Genomic DNA, 24,356 nt, shown 5'->3' with positions numbered 1-24,356 from the left:
ACTGTTCTAGAGTCATTCAATACAAGCTTTGTAGTTATAACTTTTGGATAAAATACGCAACAATGTAATACGTCTAAACCCAATCTATTCAGTTGTGGAAGATCGCGAGAGCGAAATTTCAAAATTTTGCCGGTGAGTTTACCGCGAGGGTCACACCCGTTCCCATCCCGAACACGGAAGTTAAGCCTCGTTGGGCCGATGGTACTGCACGCGTAAGTGTGTGGGAGATTAGGTGATCGCCGGCATAATATAGAAGCCCCATCCTTTCGAGGATGGGGCTTTTTACGTTATAAGCAATAGTCTTCGGAGTCAATTGATTGAGCAGGGCGGTGCCGCATCGAAGATGAATGAAGCGAATACGCGTCGATTCAATGAGCATTGCTTCGATTGGATATCTTCTGCCGAAGCGTGAGCTTGAGATTGAATTTCGCGATAGCGGCGATGTGTATTGCTATTTTGATGTCCCAGAGGAGATCTTTGCGGCGTTTATGGCTGCAGAGTCCAAAGGGACTTATCTGAATCAGGTATTCAAGCCCAGGAAAGATCGCTATGTCTTGATTTTAGAGGGCAAGAAGCCGCGGCCGTAGTGACCAGCTGAGGGGAAGTGCTGAAGTCAGTGTGGCTAGTAGGCGAGGGCGCAGCCGTCGGCTCGCATCTCTGAGGCGGCGGAGTAGACGCGGTCGGTGCCATCCATGCGGTGTTCGATGCATTCGTAGCGGCCAAAGCCTCCGTCAGATGGGCCCATCGGCCAACCCAGAGCGATGAGGGCTTGCCTGGTGGATTCGGGAACGCCTGCTTCGAGGCGGAGGATGCCGGTCGGGCCAAGTCCTTTGGGATCTTCGCCCATGCTTTGGGAGGAACCTTCGTGATGCCAGCGGGGACTGTCTCCGGCGGCTTGGATGTCGAGGCCGTAGTCGACTCGGTTGATGATGATCTGTGACTGGCCTTGCGGCTGCATATCACCGCCCATGACGCCGAAGGACATCCAAGGTTTGCCGTCTTTGGTGGCGAAGCCGGGAATGATGGTCTGGAAGGGGCGCTTGCCGGGGGCGTAGATGTTGGGGTGTCCGTCCTGGAGAGAGAAAAGCTCGCCTCGATCCTGAAACATAAAGCCGAGTCCGTCGGCGACGAGACCGGAGCCCATGCCGCGGAAGTTGGACTGGATCATGGAGATCATGATGCCGTCGGAGTCCGAGACGGTGAAGTAGGTGGTGTCGCCGTGGCTGGGGGCCTGGCCGGGGTGGACTGGCGTGAGAATGCTGTCCAGTTTGATGAGCTTGGCTCGATCGGCGGCGTAGGACTTTGAATTTAAGAACTCATACGGGATCTTGGCGAAGTGCGGATCGGCATAGTAGCGGGCGCGATCTTCGTAGGCTAGGCGCTTGGCTTCGATCTGAACGTGGATGGATTGTGGGGACTGGAAGCCCATCTTGCGGAGGTCGAAGTTTTCGGCGATGTTGAGGAGCTGGAGGGTGGCGAGGCCCTGGGTGTTGGCGGCCATGCCATAGACGTCAACGCCGCGATAGTTGGTGACGAGTGGGTCGCCCCACTCTGCGTGCTGGTCGCGAAGGTCTTCTGCGGAGAGCCAGCCGCCGATGCGCTTGAAGTAGGCGTCGATGGTCTTGGCGATTGGGCCGTCGTAGTAGGCATTGCGTCCGCCTTGGGCGATCATGCGATAGGTACGGGCGAGGTCGGGATTGCGGCGAACGTCGCCTTCATTCGGAGCTTTGCCGCCGGGGGCGTAGGTGTGAAGGGCGTTCGCGGTCTCTTCTACGCCGGAGCCGGTGCGGGTGAAGGCGGTGAGATTTCGTTTGATGTAGAAGCCGATGATCTGGGGCGTGGGAGAGCCGGTCTCGCAGTAGTGGATGGCCGGTTCGAATAGCTCTGCCCACTTGAGTTTGCCGTAGCGCTGATGCAGGGTCCACCAGGCATCGAGTGCGCCGGGGGTGGAGACGCTGATCGCGCCCAGAGCAGGAAGAACGCCGTTCTTTGCGCGGGAGCGAGCGGTTTCTAGGGTGAGGGATTTGGGAGAACGCCCTGAGCCAGCGAGGCTAACGACCTTGGAGAGCTTGGGGTCCCAGATCATGGCGTAGCAGTCGCCGCCGATGCCGGAGCTGGTGGGTTCGACGAAGCCGAGAGTAGCGTTGGCGGCGATTGCGGCGTCGATGGCGGAGCCGCCCTTTTTGAGGATCTCGATGGCGACGAGCGTGGCTAGCGGATGCGCGGTGCCGGCGGCTCCGGAGCAGCCCATGGCGGCGGATCGGCTGGCAAAGCTGGCTCCGGAGACGCGATCGCCGGCGTGAACGTCGGGCCGGATGAAGCGCTCTTCTCCTGCGGGCTGGAACTTTGGCAGGGACTCTTCGGAGGGCTTGGAGACCTGGGCAGACGCGGGTGAGAAGGATGCGACAGAGCCAGCGGCGGCGAGTGGGAGGGTGGCTAGAAAAGAGCGACGGCGCAAGATGTTTCTCCTGTAAGCGAGATGCAAAGAAGAGACGACCGAGGATAAATCACAAAAGAAATATCGGGTCTGAGATATTCAATATATCAGCATGAGCTAGGGGTGACCTTTTGCTGGATACGGATGCCAAGTAAACGCGGCAGCCAGCTCAAATTCAATATCCCTCAAGGATAACTCCGGCTAGAATCTTCGCAGACTCCGAAGGTTCACGAGACCGCATGCTGACGATAAGCCGTACGCTTTTGTTTGCTCTTCCGCTTCTACTCGTTACTGCTCTCTGCGCGCAAGCGACGGAGTCCTCGATTACGAATCAGCTTAGGGGGTTGCGCGCAGTACCAACTGTTGAGCGGCCTGCGGCAACGATCAGGATCGCGATGGACATTCGTACGCTTCCTGTGGGGCTTCCGAAGCTGAAGCTGGCGGATGGACTTGCACACCTTTCCACTGAAGGCGACCCAGGTCGGGAGGCGCTTCAGAGTGTTGCCGATACGCTGTCGCAGACCTTGTCTGAATCGCCGCTGCCGGCGAAAGGTGGAGAGCCTGCGATGCCGTACATGGATCTGGCCAGGCTTGCGCGATATGAGCATGTGACTGTCGATTTGAAAGATCCTCTCTTCGCAAAGGCGGATGAGATTCTTGCGGCGAATGACGCAGAGATTGAGAAGGCCGATTTTACGTTGAAGGATTTACACGGCAAGAAGGTTACGCTATCGGAACTTCGGGGCAAGATCGTACTTGTGAACTTCTGGGCGACGTGGTGCCCGCCGTGCCGTCTTGAGATGCCAGATCTGGATGCAATCTATACGCACTTCGAGCCGCAGGGGCTGGTGATTCTCTCGATCTCCGATGAGGATGTGTTCAAGGTTGGCTCATTCATTAATGCAGCGAGATATCATCCGCCGGTCCTGCTTGATCCTGGTGCGAAGGTAGCGAAGGTGTTTCACGTTGACGGTATTCCGAAGAGCTTTGTCTTCGATCGCGATGGCAAGCTCGTCGCGCAGTCTATTGATATGCGTACACAGCATCAGTTTCTTGTGATGCTGTCAAAGGCTGGTCTTCACTCCTGACAGAGGTTGACATCGATGCAAGGCGAGGGCACGGCTCGTCGTTATGGTCGTTATGATTGAGAGATTCCTATTATTTGGAGCGTTCTGTCTTGAGACGATTCGATCTATTTCGTAGATTCTGCTTTGTGGTTGTGCTGGCTAGCTTGTTGATTGGGGGCTCGGGCGTTTGGGCTTTGGGTCAGGTTTCGACTGGCGAAGGACAGCCTCGGCACGATGGGACGGCGTTGCGGACGATTGGCTTCATGACGGACTTCGATGTGAAGGACGATGCGGTAGGAATCTGCAAGGCGGTGATGGATGGAGTGGCTCCGGGAGTGCGGATTATCGATATCACGCACGAGGTGACGCCGTATGACATTGCAGAGGGTGCGCGATTTCTGGCGGGTTCGGCTCCTTATTTTCCGAAGGACGCGGTGTTTGTGGTGGTGATCGATCCGACGGTGGGGAGTGCGCGGAAGGCGATTATTGCGAGGTCGAAGAGGGGACAGTTTTTTGTGTTGCCGGACAACGGGCTACTGACGCTGGTGCAGGATCATGACGGCATCGAAGCGGTGCGGGAGATTACGAACCCTGCGTGGATGATTGGGGCGAAGACCTCGTCGACGTTTCATGGGCGGGATATCTTTTCGCCGGCGGGAGCGCACCTTGCGAGGGGGGATGACTGGACGGCTGCGGGACCGGTGGTGGATGTAGCGAAGCTGGTGCGGTTGGATGCTCACAGTGCCACGGTGGATGCGGCGGGACTGCGTGGCGAGGTGATCGGGACGGATGGACCGTTCGGGAACCTGGTGCTGAATGTTTCGGCGGATATGTTTGCGAGTCTGGGCTATCGGCTTGGCGATGTGGTGCCAGTGTCGGTGGGTGGGACGATGTTTCAACTGCCGTTCGTGAAGACGTTCAGCGATGTGGAGGTGGGCAAGCCGCTTGCTTATATCGATTCGCGCGGGCGCCTGAGCTTCGGGATCAACCGGAGAAACTTCTCGGAGCAGTATGGGGTTCAGGCGCCTGCGGAGGTAGTAATCGCCAGGAAGCAGTAGGGTCTCGGTCGCTTCATCGGTGCGGTGTTGCGGGTGGATCTAGTCTGCTGAGCGTTACTGGTTGTCGTCGTCCTTGTCTCGATGGTTGAGGTTTTTCGTGGCTTTCCTGGCTTCGGCGGCGGCCTCGGCTCCGGCTTGTTTTGCTTCGCGCTGGGCTTCCTGCATAGCCTGTTGTGCGATTTTATTCGCGTCTTTGATCGACTGCTGTGCGTCGGGTGGGATCACCGTGATCTTTGGCGGCATGGGCGGCATCGGAGGAAGGGGCATGATGCTGGCTTGCTTGAGCTCGACGTCGCCCTGGGTGGTGGTGATGCGGAGCAGCGGGCCGCCGTTGCCGATGGTGCCGCTGAGGGTGTTCTTCCGGCTGTCGTCGTCGGTCTTGATCTGGGAGAAGTCGCCGTCGATGTTTCCGTTGGTGGCTTCGAGCTGGTAGGCGAAGTTGGCTTTTTCGGGGAGGGTGACGCTGACGGAGCCGTTACGGTTCTCGATGGAGAGGTTGCTGAGCGGAGGAGCGCTGGTGACGTCTACTGAGCCGTTGCGGTTGATGACGGCGAGGTCGCCTGCGATGCGGTCGAGGGTGATGTTGCGGTTGCCGGTGGTGAGAGTGACGGGACCGAGAGCGTTGCTGGCGGTGAGGTCGGCGTTGTTGGAGATGTCGATCTCGCCGTCGAGGCGTGCGAGCTGGAAGTCGGTGCGGATTGTGTGGAATTTGATTGGGCCGCGGATGCGCTCGAAGTGCGTGGTGCCGAAGAAGTCGCCGCGCATGGTGAGGGGGCCGCTGAGATCGGAGAGGGTAGTGTCGTGGCCGTGGCCTTCGATACTGAGGGCTCCGGTGACGCTGTGGGCGGAGAAGTCGGAGTCGCCGTTGTTGACGCGGGCGATGACGTCGCCGGTGATGGCTGCGAGCTCGACGTCGCCGTGGTTGGCGGTGATCTGGACGGGAGCTTTGATGGCGGTTACGTGGACGTCGCCGTGGTTGGCGGTAATGGTGATAGGCGCGGCGGCGGGGAGGGTGACGGTGATGTCGGCACGGGCGCCGTCGAGGGCGGGGACGGAGAGGACGAGGCTGCTTCCGTTGGAGGTGAGCGACGGGCTGAGGTGCTCGGCTTTACTGTCGGCGTCGGAGTCGGAGCGGGTGTAGACCTGCTTGTGGACGGCGACGTGGATCTGGTTGTCGTCGCTGGTGCCGGTGATGGAGACGTCTCCGCGCGGATTGTTGATGGTGAAGGAGGAGCCGGTGGGGAAGGCCTGCGAGAGGGTCTGATCGCTCTCGTGCTTGTCGCCGAGGAACTCGTCCATGTTGTCCTGGTTGAGGTTCAGGCCGGGGAAGACTTTGCTGGTGCCACCCTCGCGGATTCCGCTGAGGATGAGGCCGGTGAGACCCAAAAGAAGAAGCATGGTGAAGACGCCTCCACCGACACCGCGGCGGTAGCGGGGTTTGTCCGGGTCTGACTGCATGTACTGGTCGAAGCCCCACTCGGCGAGCATGATGATGCCGGCGCCGACGAGGATGAGGGGCCAGAAGCGGCTGTACCAGTCCCAGAGGCGGTGGCTGTCGAGGTGGCCTGTTTGCACGAGGAGGAAGATGACCCCCAGGGCGATGAGTACAAGCGGCCCGAGGATGGAGCTTCGGCGCTGGCCGCGGAGCTGATAACGGTAGGCTTCGCGTTGGGCGCGGGCGTAGTCGCGCTGGACACGGGCCTGCTCCTTGAGGACGCGACGCTGGTACTTCCAGTCGTTTCCGTAGGGTGGTGGAGGCGGATAGGCTCCCATGGGTTTAGCTCCCTTCCTGGTCGTGGCTGGTGGGAGGGACGACTGGGGCGACGGGAGCTGCCGGGGCCGGTGGAGGAGCAGTGTATGGGTACGGTACGGCCGGCGGGTGGAAGGAGGCGCGCTGGAAGACGGCCATCAGACCGGCGACGATGATGAAGAGTGGCCAGCTGCGGCCCCAGGAGAGGATGTCGAAGGAGTCCAGAAGGAAGAGAACGCCGACAAGGATGACCCAGATGGAGCCACGGGCGGCGCGGAAGAGCCGGTACTGGTAGACAGGGGTACCGTCGTCTGCGAGGCCGTAGCCGGTTTCGGTCATCTTGTGGACGAAGAGCCAGACGCCGAGCCCGATGAGCAGGAAGGGAACGATGCGGTGGACGGGGAAGCCGTGGAAGAGGCCCGCGTTGCCGATGAGGAAGATGCATCCCAGACCGATGAGCCAGAGAGCGCCTGCGGGGAAGCGATTTCTCGGTATGGGTAGATTGGGGTCGGGCAGGTTCGGGTTGTAGGGGTACGCAGCGGCTCCGAAGGGCTGGGCCGGTGGAATGGGTGGGGTGGCGTAGCTCTCCCAGGAGGGCGTGTTCCACGCTGCGCCTTGGGATTGGGCCGGGGGGACGGTCTGGTAAGGGGCTTGCTGGGCAGACTGGGTCTGGTATTCCGTCGCTGCGTAGGGAGTGCTGCCGGAGGGTGGAACTGAGCTGTCGGAAGGTGGCGGCGGGGGTGTGCTGTACGGAGGATGGGAGCCGGGCCAGGCTTTGCCGAAGCCGAGGCGTTCGCTGAGATCGTTCAGGCCGAAGGGGTTGGGAAGCGGTGTGCCGTCGCGGCGGGCGCGGGCGGTGTGGTGAGCCTCGATGACCTGATAGCACACCCAACCCGCAATGAAGATGCCGAAGATGCCGTTCTCATTGGCGAGGCTGATCAGGATGACAAAGACGACGAGGTGAACGACGCCTTTGGCATACTGGCCGTTGTACATGGCGCCGACGCCGGGGATGAAGCCGAGGAGCGCAGCCAGGCCGGGGTTCGGCTCGCCGGGGAGACTTGGCGGAGGGATGACGCCGTTGACGGTGTAGTTCACGTCGCCAGCGGTCCCGGTATAGGTGTAGGTCCCGCCGGTGGGGGTGGAGGTAAAGGTGCCGGATGGGTTGCCACCAGAGGCTCCGGCTGGCGGGGGAACACCCGCTCCGGCGAGTCTGGCGGCCAGGCTCTCTTCGCAGTAGACGGCAGAGCCGACGTTGCGTGTGCATTCCTGGCAGAGTGGTTTGCCGCAGTCCTGGCAAAAAGCGATACGTTCACGATCAGGATGGTTTGCGCAGTTCATACCAATCCCCCTTCCTGCTTCAAGACACTGGGAATAAAGACAACAAAATCCGGGGCGGCGGCGAAGAGCGGCTGCCGTGGTGATTCGACCAGATGCATCGAGCCGCCGGGGATATCGCGCCGACTGGAGCCGGGATTGCGCGGGCGGTTCTGCTTCTGGTCCTGATTTTTGCCGTCAGGCTGCTGCTGATTCCCAGTGGGGGAGGGGGCGGACCCGGGCTTTGCCGCGGGGTCGTTCTGGGGAGCTGGCGTGCTGGTAGGGCGGGAGGATCCATCGTCGTCGGAGGAGCGTTGCAGGTCTCGGACGCGGGATTCCAGTTCGTAGACGACGCGCAGGTTGTCGGAGTAGCGGACGACCTTGGCCTTGGCCTCGTAGCAGCTGCGCAGGATGCTGGAGGGTTTGAGATCGCTGGCTCGAAGCTCGCTGAGCCGGACGCCGGTGAGGTTGAGAGTAAGGGCGATGGAGAAGAAGGCCATCGCGGCGGTCATGGCCAGGCGAGGCTGCAGCATGGTGTGGCCAACGGAACGAAGGCCATGGGTGAGACGGGTGCGGAAGGGAAGGACGTTCGTGGAGGCGTAGGCTGCGGGCTGAATCCCAGCAGGCACCAGCATGGGGCGGCCGAGCAGGGTGTTGGGGATGCGCGGGCGAAGGTAGTCGTTGGCGCCAAGGACGATGGCAGGGGTGGGGTTGTTGACGGTGTCGGGAGTTGCTTTGCCGCTGGTCTGGGCGAGGATGCGCTCGAAGAGGCTGGCGGGCGGCTCCGGACGGGGAGACTTGAGCATCTCCATCCAAGTGGCGCCGCGCTGAGCGTCCTCTAGCATGCTGGAGCAATTAGGGCAGCCGACCAGGTGGAGGTCGAAGGCGGCCTGGTCTGCGGCGGAGAGGGTGCCGTCGATGGCATCGGCGAGCATGGCCTCGCACTGCGCGCACCGCTGCGGATCGCTGACCGGGCTGGGTTTCGCGCTGCCGAATTGATTGAAGTCTGCCACTTTAAACCACCTGCCCTTCTATACGTTTCAAAAGCCTTGCAAGTTCCCCCCGACCGCGACTGATGCGGCTTTTTACGGTGCCTTCGGGGATGCGTAGAACCTGCGATATCTCTTTGTAATCCATATCCTCCAGATCGCGAAGGATGACGGCTTCGCGGAGCTCTGGGGAGAGCTGTTTGAGCGCGTTCTGGACGCGGACCTTGAGCTCGAGGCCGGCGACGTGGTGCTCCTGCGAGGGACGCGGATCGGCGAGGCGGTCTGCCATGGTGGGGCCGTCCTCTTCGCCGTCAAAGGTGGCGTCGAGGGAGTCGGAGGCGCGGTCCAGGCGGGTGCGGCGGAAGTGATCGACCAGCAGGTTGCGGGCGAGGGTCGTGATCCAGGTCTGGAAGCTGCCTTTCTGGGTATCGAAGCTGGCCAGGTTTTTGTAGAGCTTGAGGAAGACATCTTGCGTGAGGTCCTCGGCGTCGGTACTGGAGCCGGTGAAACGATAGCAGATGGCGTAGATGCGGCGGTGCTGCGAGGAGACAAGTTGTTGCCACGCCTGCGAATCACCGGCCATGCACTGGCGTACCAGTTTGGCGAGTGCTTCGTTTGCAACTTCTTGTTCTGCCGTGCGTTCCAACTTCGCCTCGAATGGTTTTACGGGTGGAAGCAGTGTACCCCGCGGACCGGGCTGTGGAGCGATTTGTTGCAGCATGGGTGGTGCAGAAGGGGTGCTGGAGATGGTGCGCGGGAGGCGACGAGGCGCGGGGCTGGAGCCTTTGTGGAGGCCGGGAAGCCGGTTCGCCGTCGGGATCGCTATGTGCAAAACGCCCATGCTGCTAGTACGCATGGGCGTTGCGGTTAGTTCACTTTTAGCTTCCAGCTTCTTCGTGTTCAGGTGTTTGCTTACTCTTTGAGGGAGCTACCGATGTGCCGGTTTGGGTTCAAGAGGCAGGATAGGCGACCGTACAAGAAAGAACAAACTTGCCGTTGCGAACGACGGAGGTGTCGTGAAAGGTGAGGCCGAGGGAGTGGATGGTGAAGTTGCATACCACGACGTCTTTGTGAATGGTCTGGAAGTGTACGACGGTGGACTCGGGCTTTCCGCGCAACATGGCGAAGAGGTTCTCGAAAAAGCCACGGATGGCAGAGCTGCCGATGAGAACCCCCTGGGGAGTGGAGTAGACGGACTCCTCGGAGAAATCGGACATGACGGTTTCGATGTCGCCGGCCTGCGCTGCAGCTACATGGCGGTTCCATACGGCGAGTGTTTGGGTTTCAAGGTGTTCTGAGTTCTCAGTTGTCGTCATGGTGTTCCTTCGCGATTATTTCTGGATTTGATCCGGCATGGAAGCGGTGCTTCCATGTCGTTCGGACGTTTGCGGGGTACGATTGGCGAGTTTTGGGCGCTGAAACAGGCGGATACGGTCTCTACAGAGAGAGACCGTATCCGCCTGTCATGTGTATGGATTGGATCAGAGCTAGGGGGTGGAGATGACGCCACAGGCGATGCGGTTGCCGGCGTTGCCGGTCTTCATGTCTTCGGCCATGGTGTGGACGATGATGGAGGTGCCGCCGTTGGCGAAGATGGAGTTGGGTGCGCCGGGGGCCATGGAGAGAGTATCGACCTTGTAGGTAGCCTGGCCGATGTGACCCTCACCGATGGTGATGCTGTTGGGCAGGTCGCCGGCGAGACGGACATAGACTCCCGGTGTGACGGTCTTGCCGTCGGGGTTGAAGTGGCCGCCGGCGGTCTTGAAGTCGGGAGCGTCACATTTGGGATTGGTGTGGACGTGGACGGCATGTTCGCCGACGGGGAGATTTTTGAGGTCGAGCTTGATCTTGACGCCGTTTTTGAGGGGGCTGAAGGTTGCGGTGCCGGCGTCTTCGCCTGCGCTGGTTTTGAGGCTGACGACGACGGAGTCTTTCTTGGGTTTGGCGAGGGCCGGAATGGCGAGGAGGCAAAGGGTGAGGGAGGCGAGAAGTCTGCGCATAGAGTAGTTCTCCATTCAGCTACAAGATCAGGATATCGAAGTATTTGTCTGTATGTGTCACGGCGTGGAGCATGTATGTAAAATTCGAGTCATGATTTCGGCTCGCTCTTTTGCATCTTCAAAATCTTCCAGATACCTGGTTTCGTCCTTTCTATTTACAACTTCGCTGATGATTTTTTCGCCAGCTCCGCTTGAGGCTGCTGTGCAGTCGGGGCAGGATGCTTCTGCGCATGTGGACGCGAAGACTACGGGAGGGGATGCGAAGGCTGCTGCTGCAGATGCGAAGACGGCGACGCCGGGGATGATGACTACGCTGCCGCCGCTGCCTGCGGATGCGCATGTGGAACAGACGATCCAGTTGAACGGCAAGGCGCTGCACTACACCGTTACCGTGGGGACGCTGCCGGTGCGCGACAGCAAGGGAGTTTTGAGCGGCGAGGTGGTTTATACCGCGTACACGGTGGAGGGAAAAGACAGGCCGGTGACGTTCGCGGTGAACGGGGGGCCGGGTGCCTCTTCGGTGTATCTGAACCTTGGAGCGATCGGGCCGAAGCGAGTTGCGTTTGGCGCGCAGGGGAATAGTCCGTCGGATCCGGCGACGCTGAATGACAATCCGGGAACATGGCTGGACTTTACCGATCTGGTGTTTATCGACCCGATTGGTACGGGTTTCAGCCGGTCGCTGGTGGCGGAGGGTGATGCGAAGAAGTTGTTTTTCACGCCGACCGCGGATGTGAATTATCTATCGCGGAATATCTACGACTGGCTGGTAAAGTATGGGCGGCTGGGTTCGCGGAAGTACTTTGTAGGGGAGAGCTATGGCGGGTTTCGCGGGCCGCGCATGACGCACTATCTGCAGACACAGCTTGGCGTGGCGATGAGTGGGGTGGTGCTGGTGTCGCCGTATCTTAACCCTGCGGTGGACGAGCATCCGGACTTGTCGCCGCTGCCGTGGATGATGACGCTGCCTTCGATTGCGGCGGCGCACCTGGAGCGGGAGCATAAGCTGACACCGGAGGCGATGGCGGAGGTTATCAGCTATACCGACGGGGAGTATGTGGCGACGCTGATGAAGGGCAAGAGCGATCCGGCGGCGACGGAGAAGATGCTCGCGCATGTGACGGAGATTACGGGACTCGATCCGGTGTATGTGCGGCGTTCTGGCGGCAGGCTGGAGACGCAGTCTTACCTGCGCGAGGTGTTCCGGTCGGATGGAAAGCTGGGGAGCAGATACGATCCGAACCTGGTGTCGTACGATCCTTTTCCGTGGGATCCGGACCAGCGCAGCAATGATCCTTTGCTGGAGAGCATCATTGCGCCGACGACGACGGCGATGGTGGACTTTGTGACGCGTGTGGTGGGTTGGAAGACGGATGCTCGCTACTATGCGCTGAGTGGTGACGTGGGGTCGCAGTGGGAATCTGGCGAGGATCTGAACAAGGGATCTGTGGAGCAGCTGCGTGAGTCGGTGGCGGCGGACCAGAAGATGAGGGTGCTTATTGCGCATGGCTGGGGCGATCTTTCGTGCCCGTTCATGGGGTCGGTGCTAACGGTGAACCAGATGCCGGCGATGGGCGATCCGGGGCGGGTTTCGGTGCATGAGTATCCGGGCGGGCATATGTTTTATAACCGGCCGGAGAGTCAGTTGATGCTGCGTAAAGATGTGATGGAGATGGTGAATCTTCACTAAAGGCGCTGTCCTGCCGGACGGGCCCACTGCTCGTGGGGAGGTCACTTCGTGACTTTTGTACCGGCCTTGGTGGGGCTGACTTCTTGGGGCCTCGTGTTGCTCGGCGGAGGATGATTCCGACCATTGGGAGGAGCTTTGCTGATGGTGATTGCGTGACCGGTATACGCGTCACGAAGTGACCTCCTGCTGAGGAAGCGGCCTGTCCGGCAGGACACGGCTTTAGAGGGTGGGAAGTTCGAGCTGCTCGGATTGATGTTCGTCGGTGAAGGGGGAGAAGTGGGTTCGGCAGCGGGCTTCGTAGAGGCCGGCGGCGCCTACGACAACGAGCTCCTGGCTTTGGCCGAGGCGCTGGGTGTGGATGGCGGGCTGGCCGCAGACCATGCAGACGGCGGAGAGTTTGGTGACCTCGTCGGCGATGGCCATGAGGTTGGGGATGGGGCCGAAGGGCTCGGCGGCGAAGGTGGTGTCGAGGCCGGCGAGGATGATGCGTTTGCCGAGGTGAACGAGCTCTACGGTGATGGGGACGATGGAGGCGTCGAAGAACTGGGCCTCGTCGATACCGATGACGTCGATCTCGTCTAACTGCGGCAATAGTGAGGCTTTGAGGTGCTCCACGTTGGTGACGGTGCAGGCTTCGTGCGTCTGGGAGCTGTGGCTGGCGATGGAGGTGCGGTGGTAGCGAAGGTCGATGTCGGGCTTGTAGCAGGCGACGCGCTGGCGGGCGATGCGGGCTCGCCTGAGGCGGCGGATGAGCTCTTCGGATTTGCCGGAGAACATGGGGCCGGAGATGACTTCGATGCGGCCGGGGAGGGTGGGGGTCATGGAGGAGCCTTTTCGGTGGTCTGTGGCTATCGTAACCGGGGTTGGCGGTGGATAAATCGGGTGTAACTTTGCTCGTTTTTCCTGCGCGTGGTGGAGTGGGGTTTTTGCAGGGTTTTTTGCGAAAAGTGGGGTGCAACGCGTGGTTTTTTGCTGGTGAGTTTGTGGTGGCTCGGTGGTGAGTTGTGGTGGTTTCGCGGCGGGTTTTTCTGCTCGGAAAAATGTGACAGGTTTTGAGATTTATTTTTGCGGGGCGGGGCCGTTGAGGTGCGAGCCGTCGTAGATGGAGTCTTCGGGAGTGTCGGTGGGGCTCTCGAAGTCGAGCTTGTAGCCGTCGGGGTCGGTGAAGAGGACGACCCACATGGCGTTGCCGACGGATGGGCGATGGGGTTGGAGGCCGCGGGCGATGGCTGTGTGGTAGATGGCGAGGGCGTCGGTGCATTGGAAGCAGATGGAGACGCCTTCGCCTAATTTGCCTAGGGGCTTTTGGCCGGGTTGGTATTGCTGGAGCATGAGGGCTGCGCCTTCGCGCTGGAGCCAGCACCTACGGAGTTTACCGTTGTCGATCCACTCTTTGGTCTTGGTGAAGCTGAGTCCGTCGAGGTAGAAGCGCAGGGAGGCGTCGAGGTCGGAGACCCAGAGGAAGGGGACGGCTTGCTGGATGTTGTGCGTGGCTGTGGATTCTGGGTTGAGTTCTGGATTGGTTTCTGGAGTTGTCATGCCGGCTCCGGATGGTCCGAGGTCAGGAGATGAGGGTGGTGCGTTGCTGCGGGAGTAAGACTGCTGCGAGTTCAGGGTTTGGGTGGGACGAGGGGTTGCCAGAGTTCGAGGCGATTGCCTTCGGGGTCGGTGATCCAGGCAAAGCGGCCGAACGCGGCTTCTTCGCGGTGGGGGTCGATGGTGACGCCGGCGGCGGCGAGCTGGGCGAGGAGGGCATCGAGGTCGTCGACGCGGTAGTTGATCATGGCCTGCTGGTGGTCCTTACCGAAGTAAGTGGTGTCCTGGGGGAAGAGCGACCATGCGGTTGAGCCGGTGGCGGGTGGGAGTTCGTCGGTCCAGAGGAATTTGGCGCCGCCCCACGCGTTGGGGACGATGCCGAGGTGGGTGGCGTACCAGTTGAGGAGAGATTTGGGGTCGCGGGCGCGCAGGAAGACGCCGCCTATGCCGGTCACTCGGGCCATGATTGCCTCCTGTGGTGATTCTTATTGTGTCGTGTGGGATTGGCAAGGAGATTCATGGGATGGCGGGGGGAGTTTTAATGCATGGATTTCAAATAGCCGAATTACTTTCAGGTTGTCGGCGGCCCTGAAGGAATGACGAGATGAGCGTTTATCGGGACTTACTGGCACCGCGGAAGTACCACTCGACTCCATAGCGATCTGTGAAACGCCCGTAGATCCCAAACGGCATCTCTCGCAGCTCAACGAGGAACTCCTGATCGGCGCCGTCACGCAGTTTCTCAAAGATGGGTGAAAGCTCGTCCAAACTGTCACCAGTGGCATACATAGCAGTTGTATTGCCGAGTTGTCGCTGATGGGTCGGGTGTAGCCAATCCGTCGCTGAGAACTCTACATTTCCGCTCTTAAGAAGAGCGTAGGTGATCTTGTGATGTTGTTCCGGCGGGAACTGAGCCTTCATGGGAGTGTCTCCGAGCCGCGTCAGGGTAAGATCGTCGCCGAAGCAAGACTGATAGAACTGCATCGCCTCTGCGCAGTTGCCATCGAACAGGAGGAACGGGGTCAGACTGAGCATGGATACCCCACTGGGATCAACTTCACGGGAATTGTAGGCTCTCAGGCTTCCTGAACACAAAGGCTTCCTGAACACAAAGCGATCGGTCTCGATAAGTCGGCTTGTGGGTAGGATAGCCCGGAAGGTCGAACGCAGGCACGTTATGGCAGGTTCGCGTCGTTGAAGCGGTAGCCTGCGACGAGGCGGGAGATGACGACGGCGATGTAAAAGACGCCGATGACGGCCTCGAATGCGGCGATATAGCGAACGTAATGGTTGATAGGCTGAACATCGCCATAGCCGACGGTGGTGAGTGTAGATAGCGAGAAGTAGAGGTACTCGCTTTGCTGATTTATGGGGACGGGGGAGTTGAAGCAGTTGGCCAGGTGGTGATCGAGTATCCAGTAGAGCTGCGAGAAGGCGACGGCGATGATGAGGTAGCTGATGACTGCTTCGGAGATGGCGCTGGCGGCGACGCGGGACTTGTGGTTGAAGCGCGACAGGATACCCCAGACGATTGAACAGGAGAGGGCGAGGCCGATGTAGGGCGAGACGTGCCAGCGTTCGCCAAGTTGCATCTGGGCGATGTGCGCGAGGATCCAGAGAGCAGCGAGGGGATAGATTGCAAAGCGAAGGATGCGTCCGCTGGCCATGTAGCTGCAGCCTGCAAGCAGAGCGGTTTCCAACAGAACAGCCATGGCAAAACCGATGTAGGGATGCGAGTCGGCCACCGGCGAGGCCACCAAAAGCGCGATGAAGAGGCACATCAGCAGCTGGGAGCGGTACTTTCGAAAGAAGGCTCGTGTGCGTTTCAAGAAACTGCTCCACTGGTGGCGGCGATTTTTACGGGCGTCGGGTTTCTGCTCACCGATGGTAATGGGTGACTGGATTTGAGTATGCCATTGGGGGGATGGTGCGTCCAGATGGATTGTGCGCGTTTGTCTGCCGACAGACGGCGATCACCCACTGCGGGGCGGGCGCGAGGGGGGATGTAGCTTGCTCTACAGCTTTTCTACGATTTTTCTACGATGACGGCGGTGCCGTAGGCGATGACTTCGGTGACGCCTTTTTGGAGCTCGTTGGCGTCGTAGCGGAAGGCGATGATTGCGTTGGCTCCGAGCTGGGCGGCGTGGAGGCTCATCATGGCGAAGGAGTCCTGGCGGGTTCGCTCGCAGAGTTCGGTGAAGAGGGTGATGTCGCCGCCGATCATGGTCTGGAGGTTGGCTCCGAGGGTGGCGATGACGTTGCGGGAGCGGACGACGATGCCGCGGACGACGCCTACGTTCTGGACGATGCGGTAGCCGGGGAGCTCGAGCGCGGAGGTGATGAAGGCATGGTTGAGGGCCTGGCTTGGTGGAGGGTAGGTCGACATGAGAGGTTCGCTCCTGCGGGCGCGTGGATCGGGTCGGCGAGACTCTGGCGCGGTCCGATACGAGTTGCGTCTGCTTTAGTTTTTACGTGCGAGGGCGGCGATTAGTTCCACGACGGCTCCGGTGTCGATGGTGTGGGCGGCGAGGGTGACGCCGGTGTGGAGGTCGCGGGTGAGGCCGGAGGCGACGAGGACGGCGGCGGCGTTGAGGAGGACGATGTCGCGGCGGGGGCTGCGTTCGCCGGCGAAGATGGCGGTGAGGATGGCGGCGTTGGTGTGGGCGTCGCCGCCGAGGAGGGCTTCGATGGGGGCGCGGGTGAGGTTGAAGTCTTCGGGGGTGATGGTGGAGAGGGTGACGGTGCCGAGGAGGTCGGGTGCGCCGCGGACTTCGGCGAGGTGGGTGGGGCCGGAGATGGAGATCTCGTCTAGACCGGTGGGAGGGCCGCTGGGGGATTCGGCTGTGCCGTGGACGACGAAGGCGTGGCGGGTGCCGAGTTGGGCCATGGCTTCGGCGACGAGCGGGACGAGGTGTGCGGCATAGACTCCCATGACCTGGGCGGAGGCTCCGGCGGGGTTGGTGAGGGGGCCGAGGAGGTTGAAGACGGTGCGGACGCCGAGGGCGCGGCGGACGGGCATGACGGCTTTCATGGCGGGGTGGAGGCTGGGGGCGTGGAGGAAGGCGAAGTGATGTTTTCTGAGGGCGACGGAGGCTTCGTTGGGGGTGAGGCCGACGGGGATGCCGAGGGCTTCGAGGACGTCCGCGGAGCCGGTCTGGGAGGTGATGGCGCGGTTGCCGTGTTTGGCGACCATGATGGTGGGGGAGGTGATGTTTGCTGAAGCGTTCTTTGTAGGGGCGATGGTGCCAGCGGCGGCGGCGACGAGGGCGGCGGCGGTGGAGATGTTGAAGGTGCGGCTGCCGTCGCCACCGGTGCCGCAGGTGTCGACGAGGGTGAGGCGCTCGGCTGGGGTGAGGGGGATGGGGGTGGCGGCGGAGCGCATGGTGTCGACGAAGCCGGCGAGTTCGGCGGGGGTTTCGCCACGGGCGGCGAGGGCTCCGAGGAGGGCGGCGATCTCGATGTCGGAGAGGTCGCCGGCGAGGATGTGCTGCATGAGGGTGCTGGCCTGTTCGCGGGTGAGGAGGGCGCGGCCTTCGACGATCAGCTTGAGTTGAGGCTGGAGGGGCATTGGGTTAAAGCGTAGCAGGTGTGTGGGCTGCGGCTTTGGGCTACTGGGTGGGGTCGATGAACTTCATGCCGGAGGCGTCGTCGGGCTTTTTCTTGAGGGGCGTGGTGTTGACGGTGACGAAGACTTCGAGGGTGGGGTCGACGTGGAGCTCGAATGCGTGGCCGCCGATGGTGGCTCCGGTGGATTTGCCGAGGACGACGTGGGTGTGGACGATGGGTTTGCCGTTGTAGGCGGCGATGTCGCCGATCATGGAGAGGACTTCGACCTGTTCGGTGACGGGGATGCGGTGGTACATCTTCTTTGGTAGATCGAGCCAGGCGAGGGTGGCGCTGCTGACGGCTCCGATGGCGGTGAAGTGGGCGTCGTCGATCTTGTTCTGGATGGCGAAGTCGGTGAGGCCGCTGATGGCTTCGTCGCCTTTGTGGAAGATGACGGCGTAGACCTTTTCTTCGGGGGTGTCCTTGACCTGCTTGACCTCCATGTGGGGAGCTTTGCCGGTGGGGACGGGGCGGGAGGGGGAGATGTAGAGGCTGTCGTCTGGTAGCTGAGCGTTGGCCGGGAGGCAGGCGAGTGCGGTGGAGGCACAGGCGAGAGAGAGCAGGACGGACTTCAGCTTCATGCGTGGTTCCTCCGGTGCGGGGCGGAAGTGCTGAGGTTTTATTTTAGTCGGGTTGTGGTGCGGATGTTTGTTGGTATCGACATATAGAACGATGCGGGACTGTCCCGCATGTGGTGCGAGATAAGGGGAGGGTATTGGCACGTTGAGCGTATGGCGGGTCCTTCGACTGCGCCTCTCGCGATAAAACTGCGAGAGGCTCCGCTCAGGATGACACTTTCACTATCAATCCATCACTTTCGCTCAGGATGACACTTTCTATATCAATCCATCACTTACGCTCAGGCTATATGTCGATACAGCCTAGAGGTCAGGGTTTGGGAGGACGATGAAGGGTGAGGTCTCCTGCGGGCCGAGGAAGGCTGGGCGGCGCAGGTTGGCGGAGGAGAAGGCGAGCTCCCATGCGGGGGACTGGAGTTCGGGCATGGGTTTAGCGGCGAAGAGTTTGCGGCACTGCTTCGCGGTCCAGCGGGCCCATGTTTTGGACTTCTTGCGGCGGGCGCTGTCGGTGGAGATGCCGGTGCCGGCGTACATCTGGCGGTAGAGCTTGGAGAGGAACATGAAGGCGACGCGGGCGCGGAGGGTTGGGGTGCAGGCGGAGCGCTGCCAGATGGAGGACCAGTCGTAGAAGCGGTCCCAGACTTTTTGCGTGCGCTGGCTAATTTCAACCGAAGTCATCGTCGGGTGCGGGGTGAACATCTTGGGACGGATGGCGGTGGGGATGAGCCAGTAGCGGGTGATGGGGATGTCGCCATCGGGGGTGGCTACGACTTCGGGGGCTTTGGCTTGCTCTTTCTCCCAGCGGTTGAAGTCGACGGTGCCGGGGAAGGGGGTCATCATGACGAACTGGGCGAAGGTGACGCCGGCTTTGAGGGCCATCTCGACGGTGGCGTCGAAGGTGGCGGGCTTGTCGGTGGGGAGGCCGAAGATGAAGGAGCCGAGGACGTGGACGCCGTGTTTTTTGAAGGTCTGGAGCTGGCGTGCGAGGGCTTCGCCGGAGTAGTTGAAGTCCTTGAAGACGGCTTTGAGGCCTTCGGGGGTGACGGCTTCTACGCCGACGAGTGCGCCCTTGATGTTGGCTTTGCGCATGGCGTCGAGGTACTCGCCGTCTTCGCCGGCTTCCATGGTGATCTGGGTGAAGAAGACCATGTCTTTGGGGAGCTTGGCGAGTTCGGCCATGAGGAGGAAGCGTTCGGCGCGGATGGCGGTGAGTTCGTCGAGCTTGGCCTGATTGTTTTGTTCGCGTGCGAGGCGGAGGTCGGTGAGGGTGACGGGGTAGAAGTTGTCGTCGGCGAGGGCGATGAAGCGGAAGCCGATCTGGCGGAGGTTGACGATCTCGTCGATGACGGACTGGAAGGCGCGCTGGCGGGGCTGCTGACCGTCGGTGCGCCAGACGCTGCAGAAGGAGCAGTGTTTGGGGCAGCCGCGGATGGTCTGGACGGAGGCCCACATGTACTTGTCGCGGGGCATGAGATCCCAACGGGCGGCGAGGAATTCGCTGCCGCCGATGCGTCCGCCGTCGTAGATCTTCTGGAGCGGTGCGCCGGTGAGGAGGTCGGTGACGGCTTTGCCCCAGGCGATGTCTCCGTCTCCGGTGACGACGGCGTGGGCGTGGCCGCGGTCGAAGGCTTCGTCGGGGAAGAGTGTGGCGTGGATGCCGCCGTAGATGACCGATGCTCCGCGTTCGTGGGCGATGCGGCCGACCTCGTAGCCGCGGAGGGCATTACCGGTGTGGACGCTGATGCCGACGATGTCGCCGGGCTGGATGGACTCGGGGACGATCTGCTCAATGGATTCGTCGATGAGGATGGGGTCGCCGGCGATGGAGGGGGTGGCGGCTGCGAGCACGAAGAGCCATCGAGGAGTGATGACGGCGGTGCCAAAGGAGTTGTCGCTGGGGTTTACAAGATGGACGCTGATTGAATCCGGCCTTTTCTCGTGCGAGTGCGGTGGATTCTGAGAGCGGCTGTCTCGAATGTGCGTGAATCAGTGCGGGCCGGCATGATCTCGGATCATGACTATTTCCGCCAAAGTAATGTCGTTTATCATACATTGCGCGCAGGGAGCCTGCTTGGGAGCAGGTGAGTGGAGAGAATCGCCTCCGGGGATTGCCTTCGAACTGAGAGCTGATGCGGTGTTAGCAAGATGAACCTTCCATGACCGAACCGAAAGACTGCTTTATGGGGCTCGGGCGGTAACCGCACGTTTGTGCGAGATTGCGTTGCGGGGTGTTGTTGGAGTCCGCTACACTTCTCGCGCGAGCGAAATTTAAAAGACACCTATGAAAATTCACGAGTATCAGGCAAAAGAGATTCTGCGGAAGTACAACGTGCCGGTTCCGGGCGGCGAGATGGCGACCACGCTGGAAGAGGCGGACACGGCTGCGAAGTCCTTGTTTGGCGCGGGTAATGCGGTGGTTGTGGTGAAGGCGCAGATCCATGCCGGAGGCCGCGGCAAGGGCGGCGGCGTGAAGCTGGCGAAGACGCTGGAGGATGCGAATGCGGCGTCGAAGGCGATCCTGGGGATGCAGTTGGTGACGCACCAGACGGGGCCTGCTGGGCAGAAGGTGCAGAGGCTGCTGATTGAAGAGGGTTCGGCGATCGATCGCGAGCTTTATCTTGGGCTGGTGCTGGACCGGGCTTCGGCGAAGATCGTGTTTATGGCTTCGAAGTCGGGTGGGATGGAGATTGAAGAGGTTGCGGCCAAGGACCCGGATGCGATCTTCAAGGAGTACGTCGATCCGGCGGTGGGATTTCAGCCGTACCAGGCGCGGAAGCTCGCGTTCAAGCTGGGGTTGAAGCCGACGCAGATTCAGCAGGCGGTGACATTCATGCTGGGGCTTTATAAGGCATTTGTAGAGACGGATTCGACGCTGATGGAGATCAATCCGTTTATTACGACGAAGGACGACAAGCTGCTGGCGCTGGATTGCAAGATTAATTTTGATGACAATGCGATGTTCCGGCACAAGGATTTGAAGGAGCTTCGCGATCTTGCTGAGGAAGATCCGCTGGAGGTTGAGGCGAGCAAGTATGCGCTGAACTACATCAAGCTGGATGGCACGATTGCGTGCATGGTGAATGGCGCCGGGTTGGCGATGGCGACGATGGACATCATCCAGTATGCGGGCGGGAGTGCGGCGAACTTTCTGGATGTGGGCGGTGGCGCGAACCAGGAGCAGATTGAGAATGCGTTTGGGATTTTGCTGAGCGATCCGAATGTGAAGGCGATCTTCATCAACATCTTTGGCGGGATTCTGCGCGTGGATGTGCTGGCGCAGGGTGTGGTGAATGCGGCGAAGAAGCTGGGTGTGAAGATTCCGATTATTCTGCGGCTTGAAGGAACGAACGTGGAAGAGGGCCGGAAGATTCTGGCGGACTCGGGATTGAACTTTCAGGTTGGGACGACGATGAAGGAAGCGGCGGATCTGGCTGTGGCTGCTGCGAAAGGTGGGAAGTAATGGCGGTACTGGTTGATAAAAATACGCGGTTGATTGTGCAGGGAATTACGGGGCGTGAGGGTACGTTTCACGCGAAGGGCTGCGCGGAGTATGGGACGAAGGTTGTGGGTGGGGTGACGCCGGGTAAGGGCGGGACTACGCATGAAGGCTGGCCGGTGTTCAATACCGTGGAAGAGGCGGTGAAGGAGACGGGCGCGAATGTGTCGGTGATCTTCGTGCCGCCGCCGTTTGCTGCGGATGGGATTCTGGAGGCTTCGGCTGCGGGGGTTCCGCTGGTGATCTGCATTACAGAGGGGATTCCTGTGCTGGACATGGTGAAGGTGTGGGAGGTCGTGAAGGGGACGAAGACGCGGCTGATCGGGCCGAACTGTCCGGGGGTGATCTCGCCGGGTAAGGCGAAGGTGGGGATTATGCCGGGGCGGATTCATAAGGAAGGCTCGGTGGGGATTGTGTCGAAGTCGGGCACGCTGACGTATGAGGCGGTGTACCAGTTGACGACGCGGGGGATTGGACAGTCGACGGCGATTGGGATTGGCGGCGATCCGATTATTGGGACGACGCATATCGATGCGCTGAAGCTGCTGAATGAGGATCCGGAGACCGAGGCGATTATTATGATCGGCGAGATTGGCGGGTCGGCGGAAGAGGCTGCGGCGAGGTACATCAAGGAGAATGTGAAGAAGCCGGTGGTTGGATTTATCGCCGGGCAGACGGCTCCTCCGGGACGGCGGATGGGTCATGCTGGGGCGATCATCTCTGGCGGCGAGGGTACGGCTGCGGAGAAGATGAAGGCTATGTCCGAGGCGGGGATTACGGTGGTGAAGTCTCCGGCGGATATTGGTGAGGCTATGGCTCGGTTGTTGGGGCGGGCTTAGACTTTCTAAAACGCGGATGACTGAGAGGCCGGAGAGTGATGCTCTCCGACCTTTTGCGTTTGAGAAAGATCAGTACAAAAAACAAAATCAGACGAGTGAGAGATGTACATTCCCACTCATCGCAGAGTGCGCGATGAATGGGGAACCCGATTAGTTTTGGTTGGTGTCAATGGTTTGCTTCGGGCTCCGTTCTGTTGGGTTTGTATACTTCGTGCATGCGATTAGGTGCTTTGTGTCTGGTGATGGCTTTGGCTGGTGGGGTTTCGTTGAGTGCGCAGACTGGAGTTCAGGCTGTGTCGGCTTCGTTTCCGGCTGCGCAGTCGGGTAAGGCTCTGGATGGGCGGCTTTACTTTTTGTTGTCGAACGATGCGTCCGAGGAGCCACGGATGCAGATCGACGATACTCCGCGAAGCCAGATGGTGTTTGGCGTGACCGTGGATGGGATGAAGCCGGGGCAGCGGGTGGCGGTGGGCGACGATGCGGCGGGGTATCCGGTGCGGAGTTTGAAGGATGTGCCGGCGGGTGACTATACGGTGCAGGCGGTGCTGGATGTGTATGAGACGTTTCATCGGGCGGATGGGAAGACGGTGAAGCTGTCGCCGGATCGGGGCGAGGGGAAGCATTGGAATCTTGCGCCGGGAAATTTGTATAGCAAGCCGGTGAAGGTGCATGTAGGTGCGGGTGGTGCGGCGATTGCGATCTCGCTGGATCAGGTGATTCCGCCAATTGTGCCTGAAGCGGATACAAAATATGTGCGACATATCCGGATACAGAGTGCGCTGCTGACGAAGTTCTGGGGGCGGCCGGTGTATTTGAGTGCTGTGGTGCTGGTGCCGGAGGGTTTCGATGAGCATACGGAGGCGCGGTATCCGCTGCTGGTGTTTCATGACCACTTTGTGACTGGGTTTGAAGACTTTCGGACGACGCCGCCGGATGCGAATCTGAAGCCGGATTATTCGGAGCGCTTTCATCTGGCGGGGTACAACCGGATTCAGCAGGAGGAGGCTTACAAGGAGTATCAGACGTGGGTTGCGCCAAAGTTTCCTCGGGTGCTGGTGATGAAGATTCAACATGCGAATCCGTTTTATGACGACTCGTATGCGGTGAACTCGGCGAATTTGGGGCCTTATGGGGATGCGATCGAGACGGAGCTGGTGCCTGCGGTGGAGAAGCAATTTCGCGGGATTGGGCAAGGATGGGCGCGGTTTATGTATGGCGGGTCGACGGGCGGGTGGGAGTCGCTGGCGGTGCAGATCTTCTATCCGGATGACTATAACGGGGCGTATGTGGCCTGCCCGGACCCGGTGGACTTTCATGCGTATATGACTCGGGATTTGTACAAGGACGACAACATGTTTTATATCGAAGGCGCGAATAAGCGGGTGGAGCAGCCTTCGATGCGGGACTATCTGGGGCATACGCTGATGTCGATGCGGGACAACATGGCGTATGAGGCGGCGCTGGGGGATCGCGGGCGGTCGGGCGAGCAGTTCGATATTTGGCAGGCGGTGTATTCACCGGTGGGTGAGGATGGGTATCCGGCTCCGATCTTCGATAAGGAGACGGGGAAGATCGACCATAAGGTGGCGGAGTTCTGGCGGGAGCACTACGACCTGGATGCGAAGCTGCAGCGGGACTGGGCGACGCTGGGGCCGAAGCTGCAGGGGAAGATTCACCTGTATGTGGGGACCGACGATACTTATTTTTTGAATGATGCCGTTTATCTGATGGAGGATTTTTTGAAGACGACGGGGACGCAGGGGCATGGGGTGCCGTATGAGGGCGAGGTGAAGTATGGACCTCGGGCGGAGCACTGCTGGAACGGCGATCCGACGCTGCCGAATGCGCTTTCGCGGCTGCACTACAACACGATGTACCTGCCGCAGATTATGGAGCGGATTGCGAAGACGGCTCCGGCGGGGGCGGATGTGACGAGTTGGCGGTATTAGGACGGTGCGACGGCTCAGGGCGGTGGATCATTGGCGGTATGCGA

The 24,356-nt window shown here is 60.4% G+C and carries 23 protein-coding genes and 1 rRNA gene; 8 read left to right on the top strand and 16 right to left on the bottom strand.

What is annotated here, in order from left to right:
* The first annotated feature begins 128 nt into the window (after positions 1 to 128).
* Both rrf and GSQ82_RS02765 read left to right on the top strand, forming a co-directional pair.
* Positions 129 to 245 (top strand): 5S ribosomal RNA (gene rrf / locus GSQ82_RS02770).
* Positions 246 to 347: 102 nt separating this feature from the next.
* On the top strand, positions 348 to 587 hold the full coding sequence (locus tag GSQ82_RS02765; RefSeq protein WP_158790501.1) for a KTSC domain-containing protein: 240 nt from the start codon (positions 348 to 350) through the stop codon (positions 585 to 587).
* 35 nt (positions 588 to 622) lie between these two features.
* Here the strand turns inward: GSQ82_RS02765 and GSQ82_RS02760 are convergent, their stop codons facing one another.
* A complete protein-coding gene (locus GSQ82_RS02760; RefSeq protein ID WP_158790500.1) occupies positions 623 to 2,458 on the bottom strand; it encodes a gamma-glutamyltransferase family protein in 1,836 nt (611 codons plus the stop codon).
* Positions 2,459 to 2,676: 218 nt separating this feature from the next.
* On the opposite strand from GSQ82_RS02760, the gene GSQ82_RS02755 reads away from it, so the two are divergent.
* Positions 2,677 to 3,525 carry a TlpA disulfide reductase family protein gene (locus tag GSQ82_RS02755; protein ID WP_158790499.1) on the top strand — a complete coding sequence of 283 codons (849 nt, stop codon included), beginning with the start codon at positions 2,677 to 2,679 and terminating at the stop codon, positions 3,523 to 3,525.
* Positions 3,526 to 3,614: 89 nt separating this feature from the next.
* Positions 3,615 to 4,562 (top strand): S-adenosyl-l-methionine hydroxide adenosyltransferase family protein, encoded by a 948-nt coding sequence (locus GSQ82_RS02750; protein ID WP_254061377.1) that lies wholly within the window; start codon positions 3,615 to 3,617, stop codon positions 4,560 to 4,562.
* Positions 4,563 to 4,616: 54 nt separating this feature from the next.
* Here GSQ82_RS02750 and GSQ82_RS02745 read toward each other — a convergent pair whose 3' ends face one another.
* The 6 genes from GSQ82_RS02745 to GSQ82_RS02720 form a co-directional block, all read right to left on the bottom strand.
* Positions 4,617 to 6,335, bottom strand: a complete 1,719-nt coding sequence (locus GSQ82_RS02745; protein ID WP_158790498.1) for a DUF4097 family beta strand repeat-containing protein — start codon at positions 6,333 to 6,335, stop codon at positions 4,617 to 4,619.
* Between the two features lie 4 nt (positions 6,336 to 6,339).
* Entirely contained in the window at positions 6,340 to 7,653 is a 1,314-nt protein-coding gene (locus tag GSQ82_RS02740; protein WP_158790497.1) for a B-box zinc finger protein, read from the bottom strand.
* Positions 7,650 to 8,642 (bottom strand): anti-sigma factor, encoded by a 993-nt coding sequence (locus GSQ82_RS02735; protein ID WP_158790496.1) that lies wholly within the window; start codon positions 8,640 to 8,642, stop codon positions 7,650 to 7,652. The genes GSQ82_RS02740 and GSQ82_RS02735 overlap by 4 nt, the downstream gene beginning before the upstream one ends.
* Before the next feature lies 1 nt (position 8,643).
* Positions 8,644 to 9,459 (bottom strand): RNA polymerase sigma factor, encoded by an 816-nt coding sequence (locus tag GSQ82_RS02730; protein ID WP_158790570.1) that lies wholly within the window; start codon positions 9,457 to 9,459, stop codon positions 8,644 to 8,646.
* Positions 9,460 to 9,568: 109 nt separating this feature from the next.
* On the bottom strand, positions 9,569 to 9,934 hold the full coding sequence (locus GSQ82_RS02725) for a nuclear transport factor 2 family protein (protein WP_158790495.1): 366 nt from the start codon (positions 9,932 to 9,934) through the stop codon (positions 9,569 to 9,571).
* Between the two features lie 171 nt (positions 9,935 to 10,105).
* Positions 10,106 to 10,618, bottom strand: a complete 513-nt coding sequence (locus GSQ82_RS02720; protein ID WP_158790494.1) for a superoxide dismutase family protein — start codon at positions 10,616 to 10,618, stop codon at positions 10,106 to 10,108.
* Positions 10,619 to 10,787: 169 nt separating this feature from the next.
* Between GSQ82_RS02720 and GSQ82_RS02715 the strand changes: the two genes are divergently transcribed.
* A complete protein-coding gene (locus GSQ82_RS02715; protein WP_158790493.1) occupies positions 10,788 to 12,308 on the top strand; it encodes a S10 family peptidase in 1,521 nt (506 codons plus the stop codon).
* 219 nt (positions 12,309 to 12,527) lie between these two features.
* Here the strand turns inward: GSQ82_RS02715 and GSQ82_RS02710 are convergent, their stop codons facing one another.
* The 9 genes from GSQ82_RS02710 to GSQ82_RS02670 form a co-directional block, all read right to left on the bottom strand.
* Entirely contained in the window at positions 12,528 to 13,130 is a 603-nt protein-coding gene (locus GSQ82_RS02710) for a thymidine kinase (RefSeq protein WP_158790492.1), read from the bottom strand.
* A 237-nt stretch (positions 13,131 to 13,367) separates the two neighbouring features.
* Positions 13,368 to 13,847 carry a VOC family protein gene (locus tag GSQ82_RS02705; protein WP_158790491.1) on the bottom strand — a complete coding sequence of 160 codons (480 nt, stop codon included), beginning with the start codon at positions 13,845 to 13,847 and terminating at the stop codon, positions 13,368 to 13,370.
* A 71-nt stretch (positions 13,848 to 13,918) separates the two neighbouring features.
* Complete coding sequence (locus GSQ82_RS02700) at positions 13,919 to 14,308, bottom strand: VOC family protein (RefSeq protein ID WP_158790490.1); 390 nt, start codon at positions 14,306 to 14,308, stop codon at positions 13,919 to 13,921.
* 148 nt (positions 14,309 to 14,456) lie between these two features.
* Complete coding sequence (locus tag GSQ82_RS02695; protein ID WP_158790489.1) at positions 14,457 to 14,879, bottom strand: VOC family protein; 423 nt, start codon at positions 14,877 to 14,879, stop codon at positions 14,457 to 14,459.
* A 140-nt stretch (positions 14,880 to 15,019) separates the two neighbouring features.
* A complete protein-coding gene (locus GSQ82_RS02690) occupies positions 15,020 to 15,673 on the bottom strand; it encodes a potassium channel family protein (protein ID WP_158790488.1) in 654 nt (217 codons plus the stop codon).
* Positions 15,674 to 15,870: 197 nt separating this feature from the next.
* Positions 15,871 to 16,230: a YbjQ family protein gene (locus GSQ82_RS02685; protein WP_158790487.1), complete on the bottom strand. Its 360-nt coding sequence runs from the start codon at positions 16,228 to 16,230 to the stop codon at positions 15,871 to 15,873.
* 75 nt (positions 16,231 to 16,305) lie between these two features.
* The gene (gene trpD / locus GSQ82_RS02680) at positions 16,306 to 17,412 is read right to left on the bottom strand and encodes an anthranilate phosphoribosyltransferase (RefSeq protein WP_158790486.1); all 1,107 of its coding nucleotides are present in this window, start codon (positions 17,410 to 17,412) and stop codon (positions 16,306 to 16,308) included.
* A 40-nt stretch (positions 17,413 to 17,452) separates the two neighbouring features.
* On the bottom strand, positions 17,453 to 18,031 hold the full coding sequence (locus GSQ82_RS02675) for a PPC domain-containing DNA-binding protein (protein WP_158790485.1): 579 nt from the start codon (positions 18,029 to 18,031) through the stop codon (positions 17,453 to 17,455).
* Positions 18,032 to 18,331: 300 nt separating this feature from the next.
* Positions 18,332 to 19,876: a radical SAM protein gene (locus GSQ82_RS02670; protein WP_371417151.1), complete on the bottom strand. Its 1,545-nt coding sequence runs from the start codon at positions 19,874 to 19,876 to the stop codon at positions 18,332 to 18,334.
* Between the two features lie 433 nt (positions 19,877 to 20,309).
* Between GSQ82_RS02670 and sucC the strand changes: the two genes are divergently transcribed.
* From sucC to GSQ82_RS02655, 3 genes are all read left to right on the top strand, one after another.
* Positions 20,310 to 21,488 carry an ADP-forming succinate--CoA ligase subunit beta gene (sucC, locus tag GSQ82_RS02665; protein WP_158790484.1) on the top strand — a complete coding sequence of 393 codons (1,179 nt, stop codon included), beginning with the start codon at positions 20,310 to 20,312 and terminating at the stop codon, positions 21,486 to 21,488.
* Positions 21,488 to 22,363 (top strand): succinate--CoA ligase subunit alpha, encoded by an 876-nt coding sequence (sucD, locus tag GSQ82_RS02660; RefSeq protein WP_158790483.1) that lies wholly within the window; start codon positions 21,488 to 21,490, stop codon positions 22,361 to 22,363. The genes sucC and sucD overlap by 1 nt, the downstream gene beginning before the upstream one ends.
* 215 nt (positions 22,364 to 22,578) lie before the next feature.
* Complete coding sequence (locus tag GSQ82_RS02655; RefSeq protein ID WP_158790482.1) at positions 22,579 to 24,312, top strand: hypothetical protein; 1,734 nt, start codon at positions 22,579 to 22,581, stop codon at positions 24,310 to 24,312.
* Positions 24,313 to 24,356 lie beyond the last annotated feature (44 nt).

The sequence above is a fragment of the Granulicella sp. L60 genome, from assembly GCF_009765825.1.
Lineage (GTDB): Bacteria > Acidobacteriota > Terriglobia > Terriglobales > Acidobacteriaceae > Edaphobacter.
This window is presented reverse-complemented; position numbering and strand designations above follow the sequence as displayed.